Source organism: Methylobacterium sp. B4 (genome assembly GCF_003201865.1).
Lineage (GTDB): Bacteria > Pseudomonadota > Alphaproteobacteria > Rhizobiales > Beijerinckiaceae > Methylobacterium.
Map to the genome: position 1 here is coordinate 522,110 of NZ_QJJJ01000001.1, position 21,867 is coordinate 543,976.

At 69.2% G+C, this 21,867-nt stretch carries 12 protein-coding genes and 1 tRNA gene; 3 read left to right on the forward strand and 10 right to left on the reverse strand.

The features are described 5' to 3' along the window. Positions 1 to 242 precede the first annotated feature (242 nt). Positions 243 to 3,062: an EAL domain-containing protein gene (locus tag BY998_RS02595; protein WP_245421453.1), complete on the reverse strand. Its 2,820-nt coding sequence runs from the start codon at positions 3,060 to 3,062 to the stop codon at positions 243 to 245. Between the two features lie 206 nt (positions 3,063 to 3,268). Between BY998_RS02595 and BY998_RS02600 the strand changes: the two genes are divergently transcribed. Together BY998_RS02600 and BY998_RS02605 are read left to right on the forward strand one after the other, a co-directional pair. After that, positions 3,269 to 3,637 carry a hypothetical protein gene (locus tag BY998_RS02600; RefSeq protein WP_110350043.1) on the forward strand — a complete coding sequence of 123 codons (369 nt, stop codon included), beginning with the start codon at positions 3,269 to 3,271 and terminating at the stop codon, positions 3,635 to 3,637. 69 nt (positions 3,638 to 3,706) lie between these two features. Further along, positions 3,707 to 4,765 (forward strand): cytochrome c peroxidase, encoded by a 1,059-nt coding sequence (locus tag BY998_RS02605; protein WP_110350044.1) that lies wholly within the window; start codon positions 3,707 to 3,709, stop codon positions 4,763 to 4,765. A gap of 18 nt (positions 4,766 to 4,783) precedes the next feature. Here the strand turns inward: BY998_RS02605 and BY998_RS02610 are convergent, their stop codons facing one another. Continuing rightward, on the reverse strand, positions 4,784 to 6,241 hold the full coding sequence (locus tag BY998_RS02610) for a carbohydrate porin (protein ID WP_181425417.1): 1,458 nt from the start codon (positions 6,239 to 6,241) through the stop codon (positions 4,784 to 4,786). A 298-nt stretch (positions 6,242 to 6,539) separates the two neighbouring features. Beyond that, a complete protein-coding gene (locus BY998_RS02615; RefSeq protein WP_110350046.1) occupies positions 6,540 to 8,363 on the reverse strand; it encodes a sigma 54-interacting transcriptional regulator in 1,824 nt (607 codons plus the stop codon). A 357-nt stretch (positions 8,364 to 8,720) separates the two neighbouring features. Here BY998_RS02615 and cynS point away from each other — a divergent pair, with 357 nt between their 5' ends. Next, positions 8,721 to 9,209 (forward strand): cyanase, encoded by a 489-nt coding sequence (gene cynS, locus BY998_RS02620; RefSeq protein ID WP_110350047.1) that lies wholly within the window; start codon positions 8,721 to 8,723, stop codon positions 9,207 to 9,209. An 834-nt stretch (positions 9,210 to 10,043) separates the two neighbouring features. Here cynS and BY998_RS02625 read toward each other — a convergent pair. The 7 genes from BY998_RS02625 to BY998_RS02655 all read right to left on the reverse strand — a co-directional run bounded on the left by BY998_RS02625 (position 10,044) and on the right by BY998_RS02655 (position 21,866). After that, the gene (locus BY998_RS02625; RefSeq protein ID WP_110350048.1) at positions 10,044 to 14,423 is read right to left on the reverse strand and encodes a translocation/assembly module TamB domain-containing protein; all 4,380 of its coding nucleotides are present in this window, start codon (positions 14,421 to 14,423) and stop codon (positions 10,044 to 10,046) included. Beyond that, on the reverse strand, positions 14,424 to 16,409 hold the full coding sequence (locus BY998_RS02630) for an autotransporter assembly complex family protein (protein ID WP_110350049.1): 1,986 nt from the start codon (positions 16,407 to 16,409) through the stop codon (positions 14,424 to 14,426). Positions 16,410 to 16,583: 174 nt separating this feature from the next. Next, on the reverse strand, positions 16,584 to 17,282 hold the full coding sequence (locus BY998_RS02635) for a sensor histidine kinase (protein WP_110350050.1): 699 nt from the start codon (positions 17,280 to 17,282) through the stop codon (positions 16,584 to 16,586). A 49-nt stretch (positions 17,283 to 17,331) separates the two neighbouring features. Further along, positions 17,332 to 18,066 carry a Crp/Fnr family transcriptional regulator gene (locus BY998_RS02640; RefSeq protein ID WP_110350051.1) on the reverse strand — a complete coding sequence of 245 codons (735 nt, stop codon included), beginning with the start codon at positions 18,064 to 18,066 and terminating at the stop codon, positions 17,332 to 17,334. A 302-nt stretch (positions 18,067 to 18,368) separates the two neighbouring features. Then, a tRNA-Tyr gene (locus tag BY998_RS02645) sits at positions 18,369 to 18,452 on the reverse strand. 88 nt (positions 18,453 to 18,540) lie between these two features. Then, entirely contained in the window at positions 18,541 to 20,352 is a 1,812-nt protein-coding gene (recJ, locus tag BY998_RS02650) for a single-stranded-DNA-specific exonuclease RecJ (protein WP_110350052.1), read from the reverse strand. Between the two features lie 116 nt (positions 20,353 to 20,468). Further along, positions 20,469 to 21,866, reverse strand: a complete 1,398-nt coding sequence (locus BY998_RS02655; RefSeq protein WP_110350053.1) for an NAD(P)(+) transhydrogenase (Re/Si-specific) subunit beta — start codon at positions 21,864 to 21,866, stop codon at positions 20,469 to 20,471. Position 21,867: the final 1 nt, after the last annotated feature.

Genomic DNA, 21,867 nt, shown 5'->3' on the forward strand with positions numbered 1-21,867 from the left:
CTCGGCTGAGCGAGGCACAGGCCTGCCTGCAGGGCGCGGCCGAGTTCGAGGGCCGGCCTGTGTCTTCGCTGGGATTGCCTTGGAAATCAGCCGGGCAGAGGTTTGTTCAGCAAAAACTTCTACGCATTTGACGCATATCATATGTTATGCCAGTATAGCACATGGCATAACTTCAAGACGTATCAATTATACCTTGCAGCGTGAGACGCGTCGCGCCGCCGCGTCATGCGGCCCTTCGGCCTTCAGGCGGCGTTGCGCCCGAGCGTGGACACGAGTTCGCGGATTCGGGCGGAGGGTACGGGGCGGCTGAACAGGTAGCCCTGGCCTTGGTCGCAACCCTCCATGCGTAGCTGTTCGAGCTGGGCTTCCGTCTCGATTCCCTCCGCCGTCGTGGTGATGCCGAGGCTGCGGCCGAGGCCGACCACGGAGCGCACGATCAGGCGCGCGTTGCCCGTCACGTCGAGGTTGCGCACGAAGGATTGGTCGATCTTGATCTTGTCGAAGGGGAAGCTCTGCAGATAGCTCAGGCTCGAGAAGCCGGTGCCGAAATCGTCCATGGCGACCCGGACGCCGAGGCGCTTCAGGGTGTGAAGCGTCGCCAGCGTGCCGACATTGTCGGTGAGGAGGACGGATTCCGTGATCTCGAGTTCGAGCCGATGCGCCGGCAACCCGCTCGCGGTGAGGGCCTCCATGGTCGAGCGGACGACGGCGGCGTTCTTGAACTGCGCGGCCGAAACGTTGATCGCGACACCGATGTCGCTCGGCCAGGTCGCAGCCTCGGCGCAGGCCTTGCGCATCACCCAATCGCCGATCTCGCCGATGGCGCCGGTTTCCTCCGCAAGCGGAATGAACTCGGCCGGGGAGACGTAGCCGCGGGTCGGATGGCGCCAGCGCAGCAGCGCCTCGCAGCAGGCGATCCGCTGACGGTCGAGCTTGACGATCGGCTGGAAGACGAGCTCGAACTCGCCGTTGGCCACCGCGACCTTGAGGTCGCTTTCCAGCGCGCGGCGGTTGCGCAGTTCGAGGTCCATCTCCTCGTCGAAGAAGGACCAGCCGCCGCGCCCCGCCGCCTTGGCGCGGTAGAGGGCGAGGTCCGCGCTCTTGAGTAGCTTCTCGGGGGTGGTCCCGTGCTCAGGCGCGAGCGAGATGCCGATGCTGAGCCCGACGGTCACCGACTGTCCGTCGAGCAGGAAGGGCGCCTCGAAGGCGGCGATCAGGCGCTTGGCCAGGGCGATCGCGTCGTCGCGCACCTGCGAGCCGGACTGGACGATGGCGAACTCGTCGCCGCCGAGGCGCGCGACGAGATCGGTCTCGCGCAGGCAGCCGTGCAGCCGCTCAGCCGCGCCGCGCAGGAGGCAGTCGCCGACGGGGTGCCCGAGGGTGTCGTTGACCTCCTTGAAGCGGTCGAGGTCGAGGCAGAGCGTCGCGAAGCCGATGCCCTCGGCGAGGCGGGCGGAGGCCTCCTCCAGGCGCTCGCCGAAGACCATGCGGTTGGCCAGCCCCGTCAGCGCGTCGCGGCGCGCCATGGTGATGATGCGCTCCTCGGCCTCGTAGCGCTGCGTCACGTCCTCGTAGGTGGCGATCCAGCCGCCTTCGGCCGTCGCCTGCTGCTTGAGCGAAACGATGCAGTCGGTGCGGATCGGGCAGCAGAGCGACCCGCTCGCGCGCTGCTGCATCAGAGCCTCCTGCTCCAGGAGCAGGTCGACCGCGCGGTCGTCATTCGAAGTCGAGGCGACGACGTGGGCGACGTCGCGCAGGGTCATCCCCGGCCGCAGCGCGCTCGCCTCGATGCCGAGCATGTCGCAGAAGCGGCGGTTGTAGACGAGCAGCCCGCCGCGGGAATCGTAGAGGCACAGGCCCTGGAGCATGTTGCTCAGCGCCGCGTCGAGCTGCGAGTTGCTGCGCTTGAGCTGATCCTCCTGCTCCTTGAGCAGGGTCACGTCGCTGCACACGGCGACGAAGCCGCCGTCCCGGGTCGGGCTCCGGCTGATGCGCAGCCAGCGCCCGTCGGCGGCCTGGGTTTCGGCGGTCGCGGTGCCGGTGCCGGGCATGGCCAGCAGCGCGTCGGCGGTGGCCGAGCCGCGTGCCTCCGCGAGCGAGCGCTGGCCCGTCTGCGCGGGATCGAGGCCGAGCAGGGCGGCCGCCCTGGCATTGGCCAGCACGATCCGTCCCGCCGGGTCGGCGACCACGATGCCCTCGATGGAGGCCTGGACCGCGTCGGCGAGCAGGGCCTGTGCCGAGCGGCGCTGCGCGACCTCCTCCTGCATCATCGCCGCGATGTTGCCGCGCATCACCGCCATCGCGCGCAGGAGCGCGCCGAACTCGTCGTCCCCGCCCTCGGGCACCTTCACGGTCAGCTCGCCCGCCGCGATGCGACTCGCCACCGTCGAGGCGTCGGCGACCGGCCGCACGATCTGCCGCGACAGGAGCAGGGCCACGACGCCCGACAGCACGATCGCCACCAGGGTCGCGATGACGCTCAGCCGCACGTCGCGGGCCACGATCGCCCGTGCGGCCTGTCGATAGGAGAAGCCGTCGCCGGCGGTGAAATTGATGAACAGGTCGAGGTGCTGCTCGGCCACCGTCGCGTGGGCATCGAGCGCCTGCCAGACATCGACGGTCTGCCGATCGGGGCCGAATTCCCGGCGCGCCGCGAGCCACTGGGCCACCGCGTCCTTGGCGGAGGCGGCCTCCTTCGCGGCCCGCTCCGATTGCGCCCGCTCGGCCGCGACCTCGATATCCTCTTCGAAGGATTGCGTCAGCGCCTCGATCCGCGCTTCGAGAGCGCGCCGCTCGTCCGCATCGCCGGCAAGGCGTGCGCGCGCCACCGCGGCCTGCAGGGCGGCGAGATCGGCCGCCGCGGCCCGCGCGTAATTGATGGACATCAGCGAGCGGTCATAGGTCTTATCGACCAGAGCGCCCGTGGTCATGATGCCGAGCGCCGCGTATCCGCCGAGGAGCGTCGTGATGGCGCTCAGCATCAGGAAGGCGAGAAAGATTCGGCCGCGAATGGTGCGACCGCCGCGCAGGACGGCATCGATGGCTGTGCGCCACCGGAGCATTCCTGTCTTGAGGCGGGACAATGTCATCGACGCGCGTTTCCCTTCGCAGGGCGAGTGTCGCACGCAATCGTTAAGGTAATACCCATCCATGACGCTGCGTGAAAAATTCGAGGCGATCAGCCCTGCGTTGTTAAGCCGAACGCAACCTGAAAAGTGCTTTCGTCCGCCTCAAGCGCGGGGGCGCCCTTACGGGAGCGGAAACGAACATGTGCCAAGCGAGACGGACGGCCGGCGTCGCATCGCCCCGGGCGGGCACCGCCCTGTTTCTCGCGGCACTGGCCTGTTCGGGAACGGCGCTGGCCCTGTCGGGCGACGCGGCCCCGAGCCGGATCACCCAGAAGGGACGAGCTTTCGCCCCCGGCAGCATCGCGATGATCTCGGGACAGGCGATCGAGATCGTCAACGACGACGGCGAACTCGTCCACCACGCCTATCTCGACAGCCCGGACTTCAGCTTCGATACCGGTGAGCAGGCCCCCGGCAGCAAGACGATCGTGGTCTTCCCGCGCTCGGGAAGGTTCACCGTCATGTGCGGCATCCATCCGAAAATGAAGTTGCACGTCTGGGTGAAATAACAGCGTTCGGATCCAACTTAACGAACGCTTAAGCTCAAGCCTGCAAACTCGCCGCTGATCGAGGTTGGAATGGCTCGGATATTCGTGGGGGCGGCGGCAGCCCTCGTGACGATTATGGTCGGAGGGTGGGCCGTCGCGACGACCGGCGAACCCGACCGCACGGCTCAACTCGCCGAGTACCGGCGCCCGAACGCGATTCCGTTTCCCGAGGACAATCCTTACGCGGCACAAAAGGCCGAACTCGGCCGCGCCCTGTTCTTCGAACCCATCCTCTCCCGCGACGGCGACCGCACCTGCGCGACCTGCCATGTCCCCGGCCAGGATTGGACCGACTCGACGCCGCTGGCCCCGCGCAATGACGGCGGCTTCATGGATGTGCGCACGCCGACGCTGCTGAACATCGCCTGGATCGAGGACATTCTCGGCTGGGATGGCAAGTTTCGCGGCCTCGAAGCCGTTGCCCGTACCCCGCTGACGGCACCGGGCAACATGAACATGCCGCCCGAGGAGATGGTGCGCCGTCTCTCGGCCGATCCGGCCTATGTCGAAGCCTTCGCCGGTGCGTTTCCGGAGCCTGTCGCGGGCGGCAACCCGATCACGCAGGAGCGCATCGAGCAGGCGCTCGCCACGTTCCAGCGCCTGATCGTCTCCGGCGAGGCGCCGTTCGACCGCTGGGTCGAGGGCGATGCGCGCGCGGTGAGCGGCGCGGCCCGGCGCGGATTCGACCTGTTCCACGGCAAGGCCAACTGCGCCGCCTGCCATTCCGGCTGGAACTTCACGGACGGCTCCTTCCACGACATCGGCGTCGCCAAGGACGGCAACGTCGGCCGCGGCCGCTTCTTCCCGGGTTCGACGGCCCTGCGCTTCGCCTTCAAGACGCCGACCCTGCGCAATGTCGCCCGGCGCCCGCCCTACATGCACGACGGATCGCTCGCCACGCTCGCCGAGGTGGTCGAACTCTACGACCGCGGTGGCATCGATCGCCCGAGCCGCTCCCGCGACATCCGTCCGCTGCGCCTCTCCGAGCGGGAGAAGGCGGATCTGATCGCCTTTCTGGAGACGCTGAGCGACGCCGGATCCGCCGAGGCTGCCACCCTGCCGATCACCGCGACGCCTCCGCGGCCCTGAGGACGGAGCGCCCGGCCGTCAGTAGTTGATGGTCGCCCGGAGCCCGAGCACCGTGGCGTTGCGAAGGCGGCGTCCGTTCCCGTCCGACAGGCCGCCGCCGGGCCGCATCACGTACTGCACGTCCGGCTGGAGGGTGAAGCCGGACACGATCTCCGCCTGATAGGTCGCCTCGATCACGGTCTCGCTGCTGCGCAGGTGGCCCGGGCTCGTTCCAAACCGGAGGCTGTCGCGATCGAAGGCGCGCGCCTCGGGGCTGATGCGCGAGTGGATCACGCCGAGGCCGAGCGTGTCGTTGGGGCGGCCCGGGATCAGCCCCCGGCAGGCAAGGCCGGCATCCGCGTAGAATTCGATCAGGTTGCGGTCGCCCGGCACGGCGGAGACGCGCAGAAAGGCCGAGGCGCCTTCGTTCTCCGTATCCGGCTCGCGGTAGATCGTCTGGTCGAGGATCGCGTAGAGGCCGGCATTGCCACGAAAGCGCCGGGAGATCCCGCTCGCCTCCGGATCGGCGAGGAGACGCCCCCGCACGCTGTCGAGGCGCGGGCTGTCGAACCGGCCGAAATGGTACCAGCCGCCGAGAGTCGCGGTGCCGGGCAGCCGCTCCGTCCCCGGAAAGCTGGGATAAGCGTAGGCCGCTTCGCCGATCAGCAGGGCGGGATCGTTGACGCGGAAGTTCGTGCCCGTGCGGTTGCGGCGCTCCGGATCGGTCTCGTCGCCGGGCGGCGGCGTACCGGCCGGGTCACCGTTGAAGAGGCCGCCCTGGAAGGAAAGCAGCGGGGTCGGCTCGTACTTCACGCGGATGGCGGGGGTCGCCAGCGGATAGATCGGCCCGCCGCTCGGCATCACCACGGCGCCGACATTGGGCCAGCCGAATCCCGCATTGACGAACACGACGCCGGTCTGCGCGATGGCGAACTCGGTGTCGGCCGAGACCTGCCCGACCTTCACCGAGAGACGGTCGCTCAGGAAGCGCTGCTCGACCCACAGCTCGAACAGGCGTGTCGACGGCAGGGCCTCGATGCCGCTCACCGTCGTCAGGTTGTCGACGAAGCGGCTCGACATGCCGTGTCCGTGGATCACGAAGAAGTCGGTGTGGAAGCGCGCGCCGCTCCAGCCGGCGAGCTTGTCGAGATCGATGTCGAGGGAGGTATCGAGACGCCCGCCAAAGGTCGTCCCCCGCCGCAGGCCGCCGGAAACGCTGGTCAGGCCCTCACCGATATAGGTGAGGACGTAGGTGATCCCCCGTTCGGCCAGGGCCGCGCGCAGCCCGAACGGGTCGCCGTAGGGGCCGAGCGCGTCCTGGATCGAGCCCTCGTTGGTCACGGAGACCTGATCCGAGGTGCGCGACTGCGCGATCGCCGTCTGCGGGTCGCCGCCCGCGCCGGTCAGGGGCAAGGCGAGCGGCAGGGGGAACGACGCCTGCGCCCATGCCGGCACGGCGGTCAGCGTCAGGAGGCCGGTCAGCGCGAGGGCGAGCACGGCGGCGAACCGTCCGGTTCGAGGCGGCCGGCTCTGGCTCGGCCCGCGCTCGGGGCAGGGTTCGGGTCTCAACGATCGCTCGGTTACGGCTCATCGACGGTACGGCGCGCGACAGCCCTCCGGCGGCCTCCGCGCGATCGAACTCTCTTCAGCCTACCGAAGCAGCAGCGGATGACAGCTCTGCGAAGAGAACGGCTCATCTCGCGAGAAACGTCCGTCGCGCTAGCGTTTCATGCAGGCAAAGGTTGCGCAAGCAATTCCCGATCCCCCGCCCTGTCCGCGCCTGCAGCCAGCCGGCTCAGGGCCGCGCGACGCCGAGCACCTTCATCCGCGACATCAGCGTGGTCGGCCTGAGGCCGAGGAGTTCCGCCGCACCGCCCGCTCCGAACACCTTGCCGCCGCTGATGCGCAGGGCCGCTTCGATCTCGGCCCGGGCGCGCAGGCGCCGCCCCTCCTCGCTCAGCAGACGTTGATCCTCCGTCGCCGTCTCCATTGGAATGGCCGCCGGCCCGGAGGGGCGCGACTCGGGCAGGTCGAAGCGGAGGCGTCCGCGCTCTGCCAGGATCGCGGCGCGCTCGATCACGTTCTCCAACTCGCGCACGTTGCCCGGCCAATCGTAGCGCGCGAACCGGCGGGCATCGGCCTCCGTGAGGCGCAGATCCGGCCGGTTCAGGCGCCGCGCCGCACCCTTGAGGAAATGCCCTGCAATCAGCGGCACATCTTCCCGCCGCTCCCGCAGCGGGATGGAGGTCAAGGGAAAGACGTTGAGGCGGAAGTAGAGATCCTCACGAAACCGTCCGCGGCGCACCTCTTCCCTGAGGTCGCGGTTCGTCGCAGCGATCAGGCGGACATCCACGGTGCGGGTGCGCGCCTCGCCGACCCGCTCGAACTGGCGCTCCTGGAGCACCCGCAGCAGCTTACCCTGAAGATCGAGCGGGATCTCGCCGACCTCGTCGAGGAACAGCGTGCCGGCTTCGGCCAGTTCGAAGCGCCCGACCCGGTCGCGCAGGGCGCCGGTGAAGGCACCCCGGGCATGGCCGAAGAACTCGCTCTCGAACAGGTCCCGCGGGATCGCGGCGCAGTTGACGCGAATCAGCGGCCGGTCGCGGCGGCGGCTCGCCTCGTGGATCGCTCGGGCGATCAACTCCTTGCCGGTGCCGGATTCGCCGGTGACGAGAACGGTCGCGTCGGTTCCCGCCACCACGTCGATCTGGCGCAGCACCGCCTCGATCGCCGGGCTGCGGCCGATAATGCCCTGGTGGTGGCTCTCGGCCCGGATCTCCTCCTTGAGGTAGGCATTCTCCTGCTCCAGGCGCTCGCGCAGGGAATCGACCTCGGCCAAGGCCGCCTTCAACCGTGCCTCCGCCTCGCGACGCTGGCTGACGTCGCGGAACACGATCACGGCGCCCAGCAATTGGCCCCGGTCGCGGATCGGCGTGGACGTGTACTCGACGGGAAAACAGGTGCCGTCCCTGCGCCAGAACACCTCGTCCTCGACCTGACGCACGGCACCGTCGCGGAAGGCTGCATAGATCGGGCAGTCGCGGTGGGGATAAGGGCCGCCATCGGCGTGGGTGTGGTGGACGGCGGCGTGCATATCCTTGCCGACGAGGTCGGCGGAAGCCCAGCCCAGCATGCGCTCGGCCGCCGGATTGACGAAGGTGGTCAGGCCGTCGGCGTTGACGCCGTAGATCCCCTCCCCCGCCGCCCGCAGGATCAGACGATTCTCGCGCTCGATGTCGCGGAAGATGCGCTCCATGCGCTGCCATTCCGGGAGGCCGGCGCGCATGTGTTCGTCCGCCTCCCGGTCGATCCGGCGGCGCTCACGCTCGTCGAGGTCGAACAGCGTGGTGAGGATTGTCGCCGTCTCACCCGAGAGTGCGCTTCCCACGACTTCGAGCCGCAACGGCTTCTCGGCCCCGTGGCGCGGCCGGAGATCATGCGTCCACCACTGTCCCTTGGCGAGCACGCCTTGGGTGAACACGACGAGCGCCGCCCGCTGGTCCGGGAACAGCGCGCTTGCCGGTGCCGCGCACAGATCGGCACGGGTGAGACCGAGCAACCTCTCTGCGGCGGCATTCGCGTCCGCGACCCGGTCGGCCAGAGGCTCGATCACCAGCATGGGATCGCGATTATCGTCGAAGGCCGGACCGTAGGCCGAGTGCGTGGAAAGCGCGGTTTCAGGGCAGTGCACGACGACATTCCGTAGCTGAGCAACGAAAGTTCGTCATACACGAGATTTCGTCGTTCTGTATCGGCGGCAAAAACGACTGATTAATATGGATAATTTCGTTTCGGCGGTTCTGGCATAGCGATTGCCATCACCCGTCACGACGATGCCGCGGCGGCGAGCCTGCCCCGCGCGTCAGATCGGTTCCGTGTCCGGCCTCTCGAGGGGCCGGGAACGGAGCGGTCGTCCGGGCGCCGAGCCCCCAAGGCGTCCGGACGGCTCCATCCTTCCGCCAGCGGGAAGACGTACATGAAGCGCGAAGACCTCACCGAGAAGCTCCTCGACATCAAGCGCGAGAAGGGCTGGACCTGGAAGCACATCCAGGACGAGATCGGCGGCATCTCGCCGATCCTGATCACCGCCGCATGCATGGGGCAGATGAAGCTTCCCAAGGCGCAGGCGAAGAAGGCCGCCGAGCTGTTCGGCTTGTCCGAGGCCGAGGAGCGGATGCTGAACGAGGCGCCCTATCGCGGCTCGATCCCGCAGATGCCGCCGACTGATCCGCTCATCTATCGCTTCTACGAGCTGGTGATGGTCTACGGCACGACCTGGAAGGAGCTGATCCAGGAAGAGTTCGGCGACGGCATCATGTCGGCGATCGACTTCAACATGACCATGGAGCGCGAGGCCAACAACAAGGGCGACCGCGTGAAGCTCGCCATGTCGGGCAAGTTCCTGCCCTACAAGTATTACGGCAACGACGACGGCGTGCCGGAATACGGCTTCAAGGAGCCGTAGGAGCGCTGACCTTCAGCACAGCCCGGCAGGGTCGCGGTACCGGGCGCGTCGGGGACAGGCTGACGAAGATCGCGCGAACGTTCCAGGGGCGCCAAAGCTCAACCGCCTCGGTCCCACGAGGGGCCGCATGCGGACCCGCTAGTACGTCGCTCGTGCTGCCTTCCGCAAACGGACATGTGCCGCACGAGCGTGGCCCCCTTATCGTGAGAGTGGTCGGGTGCCGTCGCGGATCGCGCTGAACCGCGGCAGCGCACTCGGTAGAGCCTGCTTCGTCGTCGCACGCACGACGTCCGTTCGGCCGATGACATGGTCCATGCCGGACATGTCGATGCGGAGGCTCCTGTGGTCCAACCTAGTGGTCGGAAGCGAGACGATTTCGAATCCGGCAAAGTCGGTGCGGGGATCGGATCGACGGTCTTCGACACCAGACCCTGTGTGACCAAAATCGATCTGGCTTCGGCGGCCTTCTCCCGCATGCCCTCCCAGCTGTTCAGCTACGATTGCGAGAAAATGCTCACGTCCGGATTGCGTCTGAACCCGGCGGCATAGAACGCCCCGCTTCGGCCTGCGACCGGTGGTTGCCCGCTCAGGCTGACGATGTCGATGACGATCTCTTGGTTGGATTCTTGTGCGCAAATCCGATGATGAAACCGTCCGGCACGGACACGGAGCGACCCGTTCTCGGGTCCGGGACGTTCAAACCGGTTGCCGGGGGGCTGACGAGTACCAAGGCGACAGACGAACCGACAGCCTGGGTGAATGTCTGCCTCATGCCGACCCCTTCGACAGCCAGAATTCCGACAGGCCGTTCCAAGCGAACCGCTCCGCTGGCGCCTACCACTCCCACTCGGCGCCGACGCCGACCGCGGTGCGGCCGTCGCTGCCGGCCTCGCCGTTGAGCTTGATCCGGCGGGTCACATCGTAATTGATCGTCGCGGCGGTGTCGGCGGGCTTGGCGCCGGCCTTCACGCCGACGCTGATGCGGTCGTTGATGTAGCGCGAGGCGCCGACAGCCGGTCCGCCGCTCGCCCCGGTCGAGACGTCGAGGCTGTCGAGGCCGAGGCCCTTGCGGGCGGCTTCGAACACGTCCGGCCCCCCTGCCCCGCCGGAGAGCTGCGCCACGGCCTGGGCGAGTTGCAGCGCCTGGAACGGCGAGAGTCCGGCCGCCGCCTTCTTGAACAGGATGCGGGACAGGATTTCGTCCTGCGGCAGGCTCGGATCGGAGGAGAGCGCGAAGACGGGCTGTGCGGCTGGCCCGGTGACCGCCACGCGGGCCGTCACGTCGGCGGCCTTGGTCTCGGCGGCGAAGTCGAGATCGGGTTGGGCGAGATCGCCCGCGAAGAAAACGCGTCCGCGGGTGAAGTCGAGACGCTGACCCACGAGGCTGAACACGCCCCGGCGCATGGAGAAGTCGCCGTTCGCCCGCAGATCGCGCGAGGAACCGGTGATGTGCAATTCGCCGCCGAGCTCCGCGTCGATGCCGCGCCCGCGCACGAAGATGCGGCTCGGGGCGCTTACGATCAGGTCGAGATTTGCGTCGAAGGGCGCGGGGGCCTTCTTGCGCCGGCCGGCCGCCTCGATCAGGGCCCGACGCTCGGCGCGCTTGGCGAGGCGCTCGCGCACCTCCGGCGTCACGTTCACCCGGCGGATGCCCGGCAGCGGCTGCACCGTCGCGGGCAGACGGTCGGGCACCGAGACGTCGATGGAGACGACATCGACCCGGCCCTTGATCACCGGCGTGCGGGCGAGCGGCCCCGACAGGGAGAGGTTGAGGCTCGACACGGCCATCATCAGCGGGTTCGAGACGAGCTCGGCCCGGTCGGCGGTGATGCGCAGGCTGCCGGGAAAGCCGGAGGCCGGCTCCACGGCGACGCGCCCGTCCACGGAGAGGCGCCCGCCGTTGCGGGTCGCCGCCGTCAGCCGCTCGATGACGATCGTGTCGCCCCGACCCGTGACGCGGCCCTGGATGTCGGTGAGGCGGATGCCGTTCAGAGGGTCTGTGACGCTACCTCCTGAAAGGGTCGCCGTGCCCTCCACCTTCGGTGCCGCAATCGTTCCGGTCACGCCCGCATCGAGCGCCACGCGGCCCGCGACCCGCTGACCGCCCGTGCTCAGCATGGAGTTGGCGAGCGCCGCGTCGAGCGTCCCGCGGGCACGGAGGTTGAGCCCGCCGCCGGCCTCGACCGGGACCGAGCCCGTGATCGCCACCTGCGCGCCGCGTCCGGCCGAGACGCGCCCGTCGATGCTGGCGGAGCCGTCCTCCAGGGTGCCGCTGGCCTGCGCATCGATGGGCGGCAGGCCGGCCTTGCGGGTCTCCGGTGTGACCAGCCGGGCCACCTTCACGGCGTAACGGCCCTCGGGCCGGCTGGCGGGGCCGCGGATGTCGGCCTCGCCGTCCAGGGTGCCGGCGAGCGACAGGCTGGGGCTGGCGATCCGCGCCAGCGCCAGCGGCAGGGCGCGGATGCCGACTTTCAGGTCGAGTTTAGAGCCTGCGCGTCCCTGCACGCTGATCCGGCCGGATCCGGCAGCGACCACGAGGCTCTCGATCAGCGCCGAGCCGTCGTCCAGGGTGATCGTCGCGGGGCCGGCGAGCGCGAGGCGGTCACCGCCGCGCTGCGCCGAGAAGCGCGCGATCTCGACCCGCGTGCGCTGTGCCGGGATCAGCCGCGCCGCGCCATCGAGGGAAAAGCCGCGTGCCTGGGCGGTCAGCGCGATGTCGCTGGCGGTCGCCGTGCCGTTGGCCGTAAGGCGCACCGTGTCGATGGTCTGTCCGGCCGCGACCACCCGGTCGATGCTGGCGCGGCCATCGAGGACGGGGTGCGCCCGCAGGTCCCGTCCGGTGAGATCCGCGTCGAGCTTGGCGAGGCCGAACTCGCCGAAGCGCAGGCTCGCCCCGGTGGCGCGGATCGCCGCGTCCTGCCGGCCATTCTCGCGAGAGAGCGTCACCGTCGCGTCGAGGCGGCCGGCCATCGTGGTGAGGGCGAGGGCCGAGAGGTCGTCGAGATCGCTCGCGCGTAGCGTCAGGGCGCCCTCGCCGAGACCCGTTTCGGCGTCGATCCGGGCATGCCCGTCCAGAGCCACCGAGCCGAGGGCGAAAGCGAGCCGGTCGAGCGCGTAATCGGTCCGGGCCGGCCGGACGACATGCACCTCGGCCCGCAGCGCATTGCCGGCGACATCGCCGCTCAGGCGAACCGTCCCGTCGAGGGAGCCGCGCAGATCGTCGAAGGCGGCGTCGAGGCGCAGATCCCGAATCGGACGGCCGTCCGCGGTGGCGTTCGGCGCACGCAGGGCGGCGGTGACGGTGGGCTTGATCAGCGAGCCGGTGAGCCGCGCGTCGGCGCTGGCGGCTCCGGCCAAGCGCTCGTCGAGGGCCGCGAGGCTCTTCAGGTCGATGCGGGCGGCGACATCCGCGGTCTTGGCGTTCGCCTGACCCTGCAGGGTCGCGACCAGGCCGGCGCCCTCGAAGCGCAGGCGTTCGAAGCCGTAGCCGTCATAGGTCTGCGAGACGCGGCCGCTCAGGACCGGAGCGCGTCCGACGAGCCGGTCGGCCGCCGGTTCGCCGAGGACGAGGCCACCCCCGCGCAGGTCGAGATCGGCCGACAGCGCCTTGCGGGCCGGGTCTCCGCTCAAGGACGCCCGGGCGTCGAGGCGTCCCGCCAGTGTGCGGCCGGCAACGCCGGAGAAGGCACCGATATCGGCAAGCGCCGCCTCGAGCGTGCCGGTGAGCGTGTTCTGTCCGATCCGGCCGGCATAGGCGGCGCGGGCGGTGTCGGCATCGATCGTCAGGGTGGTGACGTCGACGACGCCGTCCGAGCCCGCGGCGGCGCGAAGGGTGAGTTTGGCGCGGCTGCCCACGGCGCGGCGCAGGGCCGGATCGGCGAGGCGTAGACCCTCCATGACCGCGTCGGCGCTGATGGCGAAACGCTGCGCCTTCGGGTCGGTCCCGGCCGGCTCGACGTTCAGCGCGGCCTCGATGCGATCGAGCGCGGATTCGCGGCTGCGCAGCCCGGCGGCCTTCAGGTTGCCCTTCACCCGCGGCGCGGCGAGCGGACCCTTCAGGCTGCCGTCGAACACGAGCGTGTCCAACTCGGAATCCGCCGCCTTCGTCACGCCGCCCTCGGTCGGCACGGCGCGGGCCTGGATCGTGAAATCCGCCAAACGGTCGGCGCTCAGAGTGCCGCTGATCCCGAGCCGCGCGGTGCGCGAGGTGAGATCGAGGCGGTCGATGCGGAAGCCCCCGGCGTCGGAGAAGGCCATGCCGCCGTCGAGCTTGGTCTCGCCGGAGAAGATCGCTGCCGCCGGTCCGGGCACGAGGCCCTCGATGCGCGAGGTCAGATCGAGGCTGAGGCGCCGGTCGCTGCCGATGCGGGAAATGCGGGCGCCGCCCCGTGCGCCGATCTCGGGGCCGGCATCGAAGTCGAGCCGCGCGTTCCACGAATCGAGCGTGCCGCGCCCGTCGAGATCGAAGTTGATCGGCGGCGTGCCGGGCAGGTTCGCCGCCTTCGAGAGCAGGCCGCCCGCCGGCTCCACGAGGCTCGCCTTCACCTCCAGCCGCTCGCCCTTCGGCACGAACAGGAGCCGGGCGATGAAGCGGCCGGCGGCGTCGAGGCGGCGGAAGTCGGCGCTGACATCGAGCCCTTCGGAGGGGTTGCCGAGCTTCGCCTTGCCCTCGGCGGCGAGCCGCGCCGGCTGGCCGGCGACGCTCTCGCCGAGCACCAGTTCGGCCAGGGTGAAGCCCTTGATCTCGACCTTCACCGGAAGCTCGGGCAGCAGGCTGCCGTCGGGCTCGGCCTCCGCCGGGGCGGGGCCGGGCACGGGCCGGCGCAGCACTTCCAGCCGGCCGATCTCAAGGCTGTCGACTTCGAGCCGGCCGGAAAGCAAGGCGAGGCGGCGCCAGGCGAGGCGCGCGCGGTCGAGCTTCAGCCAGGGGCCGTCGGAATCGCTGATGACGACATCGCGGATCGTCGCGTCCGACGACAGGGCGCCATCGACGGCGCCGATCGAGACCTGGGACGAGGGCGTGGAGAGCGCCTTCGAGAGGATGCCGCCGAGCACCGTCTTCTCGCCGTCGGCTGCCCGCGTCATGGCCGTCGGCACGAGGGCGGCGAGGACGATCAGACCGAGCAGGACAGCACTGGCCCAAGCCTTTGCGGAAAGGGACGGGCGGGCTTGGAACTGCGCGCGACGCGCAGGGATCCTCGCGAGAAATCCCATTCAGAAGGCCTGTCCGAGGCTGATGTACAGGGCGACCGGAAGCTCTCGATTGCCCCTGATCCGGTCGAGCGGGAAGGCGAGGTCGGCACGGATCGGACCGATGCCGGTGTAGTAGCGGACGCCGATGCCCGCCGCCTTGCGGATACGCTCATCGAAATCCGGCAGGGACGAGGCGAAGGCCGTGCCCGCGTCGAAGAAGGGCACGACGCCGATCGTGTCGGTGACCTTGATGCGTGCCTCCACCGAGGCGTCCAGAAGGCTTCGCCCGCCGATCGGCAGGTTGAAAGGCCCGCGGGGGCCGAGCGTGCGGAAGGCGTAGCCGCGGACCGAGCCGCCGCCGCCGGCGAAGAACCGGAAATTGTCGGGGATCTCGTCGAGCCGGGCACCCGAGACCGAGCCGAAGCCGACCCGCCCGGCCAGCACGTACTTCGCCTCGTCGTCGAGCGCGTAGTAGGTCGAGCCCTGAGCCTTGGCGACGAAGATGCCCGGATCCGAGCCGAAGAAGCCGGGATAGGGCGCGGCGGAGGCGATGAAGCGGAAGCCCTCCGTCGGATCGAGCAGGCTGTCGGTGGAATCGTAGGTGACCGAAACCGGCACGCCGATCAGGCGGTAATCGACGGTGCCCAGGGCGTCCTTCGAGCGGCCCACCTGTCCGTCGAGGCCGATCTGGGCCGAGAAGGTGTCGGAGAAGCGGTGGCGCAGGGCCACCGACGCACCGGCCGCGTCGACGAGATAGCTCTGCTGCACCTCGCGGGTGACGAAGAGGTTGGCCAGGAGATCATAGCGGCTGCCGCCGAGCGCCGGCTTGACGAAGGTCGCCGAGAGTCGGCCACCGAGTCCGGTCGTGTCGATGCCCGCGAGCTTTCGCTGGGTCGCGAACGGGTCGTAGCCGAGGCCGAGATAGTAGATGTCGGCATCGAGCCGCAGCGTCTCGCCGCCGCCCCAGAGGTTGCGGTTGGCGTAGTAGGCGCGCACGCCCGGCCCGTCGACGGTGGAGTATCGCGCCGAGACGCCGATCAGGTTGCGCTCGCGCTCGCTCACCTCGACGAAGATCGGCAGGTTGCCCTGCGCGTCGAGACTTTCTCCTTCCCGCACCCGCACGGCACCGAGGCCTTCGATGCGGGCCACCGAACGGCGGATATCCGCAACGGCCTTGGGCGAGTAGGGATCGCCCGGCTCCGCGTAGATGAAGGAGCGGATCACCGCCGGGTCGATGCCGTCGGTGGCCTTGACCGCCACCTCCCCCAGCGCGGCTTTCGGACCCGGATCGATGGTGAAGCTCACGTCCATGACGTGGGCGGCATCGTCCACCACGGGATCGCGCGTCACGGCCTTGGCGAACGGGTGGCCGAGGGCCCGGAAGCGATCGACGATCCTGGCCTCGCGGGCGAGCACCGTCGCCGAGCGGGCGGGCACGTCGTCGCCGGTGCGGGTGAAGCGCTCGGGCAGTACGTCTTCCGGGAAGGGGCGGCCGCGCGGATCGAGGGCGCGCACCGTGCGCAGGGTGTAGGCGGGACCGAGATCGACCGCGATCTTCACCGGAACGAGCGTGCGGGCACGGGCGCCCTCCGCCGCGCGGGCCGCGGCGGCAAGTGAGGTTTCCCCGGCCACGGGCACTCCGTCGACGCGGATCGCGACGGTGCCCTGATAATAGCCGTAGCCCGAAAGCACATCGGTGAGGCGGCGCAGGTCGGCCTCGGCGCGGCGCACCAGCCCCTCGCCGTCCGGTGGCGCCTCTTGGCGCAGGCGGTGGAGGGTGGAGGTGTCCTGCAGCGCCTTGAGGATATCCGAGTCGTCGGTGCCGGTAATGCGCAGGCTGTAGGGCAGAGCCTCGGCACTCGGGGCGGGCGGCTCCTCGTCGCTGCCGAACAGGCCGAACAGGTCGAAGGCCTGGGCGGGCTGCGACAGGGTCGAAAAGGTCAGGACACTCAGGAGAACGCCACCGACAGCCGGCGAACGCAACAGGCAGTTCATCCGGACAAGCATGCGATGGGTGAGGTCCTTGATCCGTCTCCGGGCAGTGCCCTCAGAAAAGCATCCAGATGTTAACTACCCGTCGACGCCGCGCAGGGCTACCCCGGCCACGCTTGTCCCATCGGCAAATCGAGACATGGTGATCCGCTGCATCAGGGCCGGTCTGCCCGCGCGGAACGCGGCACCTCAATCGTCCTCTTCGACGACGGTGATCTGGGGCGGCAGCGGCAGGCGTAACGTACAGCGCAGGCCGTCCGGTTCGAAGGCGAGTTCGGTTTCGGCCTTCAGTTCGTAGCGGAGGCTGCGTTCCAGCACCTCCATCCCGAAGCCCCGGCGTGCGGGCTCTGGCGCGAGGGTTTCGAGCCCGCTTTCCGTCCAAACGAAGGTGAGCGTCGGCGGCGCGGAATCCGTCGGGGCTGTCAGAGTCCACGCGATGCGGATGCCGCCCTGCGGCACGGTCAGAGCGCCGTGCTCGACGGCGTTCACAACGAGTTCGTGGATCGCCATGGCGAAGACTTCGGCAGCGCCGGGCCTCAGGCGAAGGCTCGGGCCGGAAATCGTGACCTGTTCGCCCTCGCGGGCGAGGTGGACCAGCAATTCGTCGGCGATGAGGGAGTGCAAGCCGACGCCCTCCCGCACGTTGCGCATGAGCGCGTTGAGCACGCGGGCGACGGCGTCGAGCCGACCGTCGAGATGGGCGGCGTAAGTCTCGACGGACTCACTCGATTCGGCGGAGCGGCGGATGATCGCCCGCAGCATTGCCAGCGTGTTGCGCACCTGATGGCGCTGCTCGGCCGGCAAGCCCTTCTCGTCGAGGAAGCGGCGCAGGCGCAGGTTTTCCGCCTCCAGCGCTTCGATGCGTGCGTCCCGCGGGTCCTGGTTCATGACGATGCCGTTTGCTGACGTAACAGGATGAACCGGCCCTCATGGTCCATCAATCGTCGTCGACTGCCGATGGTGTGCGCTCGTAGTGCAAATAGGATGGATCGAAGAGAGATGCGGCCTGAAGCGCGGCGAAATCCGGAATGGTCAATTGCCGGCCCCGCAACCGGATCAGTCCGGCCGCCCGCAACTCCTTGAGCGTGCGGTTGATATGGACGGTCGACAGGCCCATCGCGTCGCCCAGATCCGCCTGGGTGATCGGGAATTCGCAGCTCGTCTCGCTCGTGAGCCGCACGGCGCGAAGCCGCATGAACAACTCGCAGAACAGATGTCCCAAGCGCTCGGTCGCGAGACGCTGCCCGAGGCTCACCGTCCATTCCCGCTGGATTGCCGACGTGACCAGCATCTCCCACCACAGCGCTTCCTGCAGGCGCGGAAACTGCTGCGTCAAATCGCGGATCGCGGTCTCTGAGATCTCGGCGAGGACTACGGAGGTCAGCGTACCGAGCGAGTGATCCGCTTTACGCAGGACGAAGACGTGGGGATCGCACAGGTCTCCGGGAAGAAAGATCGAGATGACCTGACGGCGCCCGTCCTCGAGTTGCTTATAGCGGCAGGCCCAGCCTTCGAGGACGACGTTGACGTGGCGCGGCCGGTCGCCGTCGCGGGTCACGTCCTCGCGCGCGCCGAGCCTTCGAGTCGGCTGCGCAATCCTCTCCAGGGCCTGCCTCTCTTCAGGAGACAAGCGGATGAAGTTTTCCAGCTTACGGACGAGCGGGTTGACCACTGGGCTTCCTTAACCGAGGCGGCGCAGCCTAGCGTCCTTGGCGATGAACGAAATTCACAGAAGTTATTTTATCAAGTCGCATGCCCAGCTGCGTTTGCAAACGGTCGCAAAGGTCAAAAGACGCTGCGCCCGCATTTGAGACCAGGGGAATGGTCACTGACTGCTGAAACGATCAGGCTGAATGCGATCGATACCGTACAGTTTGCAGCCGATATCGGTGCCCGAGGCACGAAGTCGCATCATCCGCGGCCATATCGCGGCCCACACGGAGAGTTGCTGCAGAGTGGTGCTCTGGAAGAGTTTGGTGGGGGAAGTAGGACTCGAACCTACGAAGCTTACGCAGCGGATTTACAGTCCGCCCCCTTTGCCGCTCGGGACATTCCCCCAAACCGGGTCACCGCGTTTCTCTCGCGGCGGGCGAGGCCCTTATGGTGAGGCCGGGATCGGGTGTCAACCGATCCGTTTCACGAGTTTTTATCCACAGGCGGCGAGGTCGCAGATCCGGATCTGCGCCCGCTCGGCCCCGCGCCAGCGGTCGCAGGACAGCGTTCCGGCAACGTGAAAGCTGCGGCCGATTCCACCGAGCAGCGCCGCGCCGAGCGGACCCTGGGCAACGCGGAAGGCGATGCCGCCGATGGCCTGACCATCGCCGCTGACGAGGCGCGCGCGGACATGCCCGTTGCCGACCACGCCGGCATCGGCGAGGCGGTGGCGGGGCAGCGCCAGGACCGGCTCCGGCGCGCCCTGCCCGAAAGGGCCGGCCCGCTGGATCAGGCGGACCAGTTCCGCGGTCGCCCCGCCCGCACTCACCGTGCCGTCGATGAGGAGGGCATCCGCCGCGCGAGCCCGGCCGACCGGGTCGGCGAGGTCGCGCGTCAGACCATCCTCGAAGGCGGCGATCGCCCCGGGTGCGAGTGTGACGCCGGCGGCCATGGCGTGACCGCCCCCTTTGAGTGCGAGGCCCGCTTCGACGGCGGCACGCACCGCGCCGCCGAGATCCGCGCCGGCCACCGAGCGGCCGGAGCCCACGGCACTGCCGTCCGGCTTGACGGCGAAAGCGAAGGCCGGCCGGCCGAAGCGCTCCTTGAGACGGGCGGCGATGAGGCCGACGATGCCGGGATGCCACTCGGGTGAGGCCGCGACCAGAACCGGACGCTCGGGATCGCGGGCGAGGCGGCCGTCCATCTCGGCTTCGGCCTCCGCGACGGCCAGCGCCTCGATCGCCTGCCGTTCGCGGTTGAGCCGGTCGAGTTCCTCCGCGATCCGGCGCGCCTCCGCGGCGTCGGCCGTGGTCAGAAGCCGGGCTCCGAGACCGGAATCGCCGATGCGTCCGCCCGCATTGATGCGCGGTCCGAGCAGAAAGCCGAGATGCCACGCCTCCGGGGGCTCGGCGAGACCGGCGGCATCGAGCAAGGCGGCAAGGCCGGGGCGTCCGCGGCCGCGCATCACCGCCAGGCCCTGGACGACGAAGGCGCGGTTGAGCCCGACGAGCGGCACCACGTCGGCGACGGTGGCGAGCGCCACGAGGTCGAGGAAGTCGGTCAGGCGCGGTTCGTTGCGCGCAGCGAAGGCCCCCTCCCCCCGGAGTCGCCGCGCCAGGGCGACGAGGGTCATGAAGACGACGCCCGCCGCGCAGAGATGGCCGAGGCCGGAGAGGTCGTCGAGCCGGTTCGGGTTGACCAGAGCGCGCGTGGTCGGAAGCTCCTCCGGGGCACCGTGATGGTCGAGGACGATCACGTCGAGGCCCAGAGTCGCGGCGGCGGCCAGGGGCTCGTGGCCGGCGGTGCCGCAATCGACGCAGACGAGCAGTCCGGCGCCCTCTTCGCGCAACGCCGTCACCGCGCCGACATTGGGGCCGTAGCCCTCCGTGATCCGGTCGGGGATGTGGATGCGCACGGGCACGTCGAGCGCCCGGAGGTACGAGGCGAGCAGGGCGGCGCTGGAGGCTCCGTCCACGTCGTAATCGCCGAAGATCGCGACCGCCTCCCGCGCCCGTACGGCCCGGGCGAGACGGTCGACCGCCGCCTCCATGTCCACGAGGATGGCGGGATCGGGCATCAGGTCGCGCAGGCGGGGGTTGAGATAGGCTTCGGCCTCCGTCGGCCGCACCCCGCGCCCGACCAGCACGCGGGCGAGCAGGTCGGGCAGGCCGTAGCCCTGCGTCATCGTCGCCGCCAGCGCCTGCTGGCCGGGATCGCCGCAGCGCTCGCGCCAGGGCCGCCCGAGCGCCGAGGCGGCGACGTCGAGGAATGGCCGGGGCAGGCCGGGAGAAAGGTCGAGGGGCATGGCAGCGGACACCGGGCGAGCATAGCCGCTTCCGCTCGCGCTGACTGCGCCCCGCAAACGACAGCGGGGCGGACGATTGCTCGCCCGCCCCGCCTCACGATCCGAGGATCGGCCGATCAGAGGTTCTTGAGGATCGAGTCCACGACCTTCTTGGCGTCGCCGAACAGCATCATCGTGTTGTCGCGGAAGAACACCTCGTTCTCGACGCCCGCGTAGCCCGAGCCCATGCCGCGCTTGATGAAGAGGACCGTCTTGGCCTTCTCCACGTCGAGGATGGGCATGCCGTAGATCGGCGAGGCCTTATCGGTCTTGGCGGCCGGGTTGGTGACGTCGTTGGCGCCGATCACGAACGCCACGTCGGCCTGCGGGAACTCACCGTTGATGTCCTCCAGCTCGAACACTTCGTCGTAAGGCACGTTGGCTTCGGCCAGGAGCACGTTCATGTGCCCCGGCATACGGCCTGCCACGGGGTGGATGGCGTACTTCACGTCGACGCCCTCCTTCTTGAGCATATCGACCATCTCGCGCAGCGAGTGCTGGGCCTGTGCGACCGCCATGCCGTAGCCCGGCACGATGATGACCTTCTCGGCATTCTTCATGATGTAGGCCGCGTCGTCGGCCGAGCCCTGCTTGACCGGGCGCGTCTCGACCTGACCGTTGCCGGCCGCCGCGGTATCCCCGCCGAAGCCGCCAAGGATGACCGAGATGAACGACCGGTTCATCGCCTTGCACATGATGTAGGACAGGATCGCACCCGAGGAGCCGACCAGCGAGCCCGTGATGATGAGCGCGAGGTTGCCCAGGGTGAAGCCGATGCCGGCCGCAGCCCAACCCGAGTAGGAGTTCAGCATCGAGACGACGACGGGCATGTCGGCGCCGCCGATCGGGATGATGAGCAGCCCGCCGAGCGTGAAGGACAGCAGCACGATCAGCCAGAAGATCAGCTTGCTCTCGTTGCCGATGAAGATCGCGATCAGCACCACGAGGGCGACGCCCAGCGCGATGTTGATGGCGTGCCGCTGCGGCAGCATGATCGGCTTGCCGGACATCCGACCGTCGAGCTTGGCGAAGGCGATGACCGATCCGGTGAAGGTGACCGCGCCGATCGCCGCGCCCAGCGCCATCTCGAACAGCGATTCCTTATGGATATGGCCGTTCTCGAGGATGCCGACCGCCTGGGGGGCGTAGAGCGTCGCCGCCGCACCCGCAACGGCGGCGAGGCCGACGAGGGAGTGGAAGGCCGCGACGAGCTGCGGCATGGCCGTCATCGGCACGCGCTTGGCGATCACGGCACCGGCGCCACCGCCGATTCCGAGGCCGAGCAGCACCAGAATCCAGGCGCCGATACCCGCCGGCGGATGGCCGATCAGGGTGGTGAGCACGGCGAGCGCCATGCCGATCATGCCGTACAGGTTGCCCTGTCGCGACGTGGTGGGGTGCGAGAGCCCCCGCAGCGCCATGATGAACAGGACGCCGGCGACGATGTAGAGAAGGGATGAGACGTTTTCCGACATC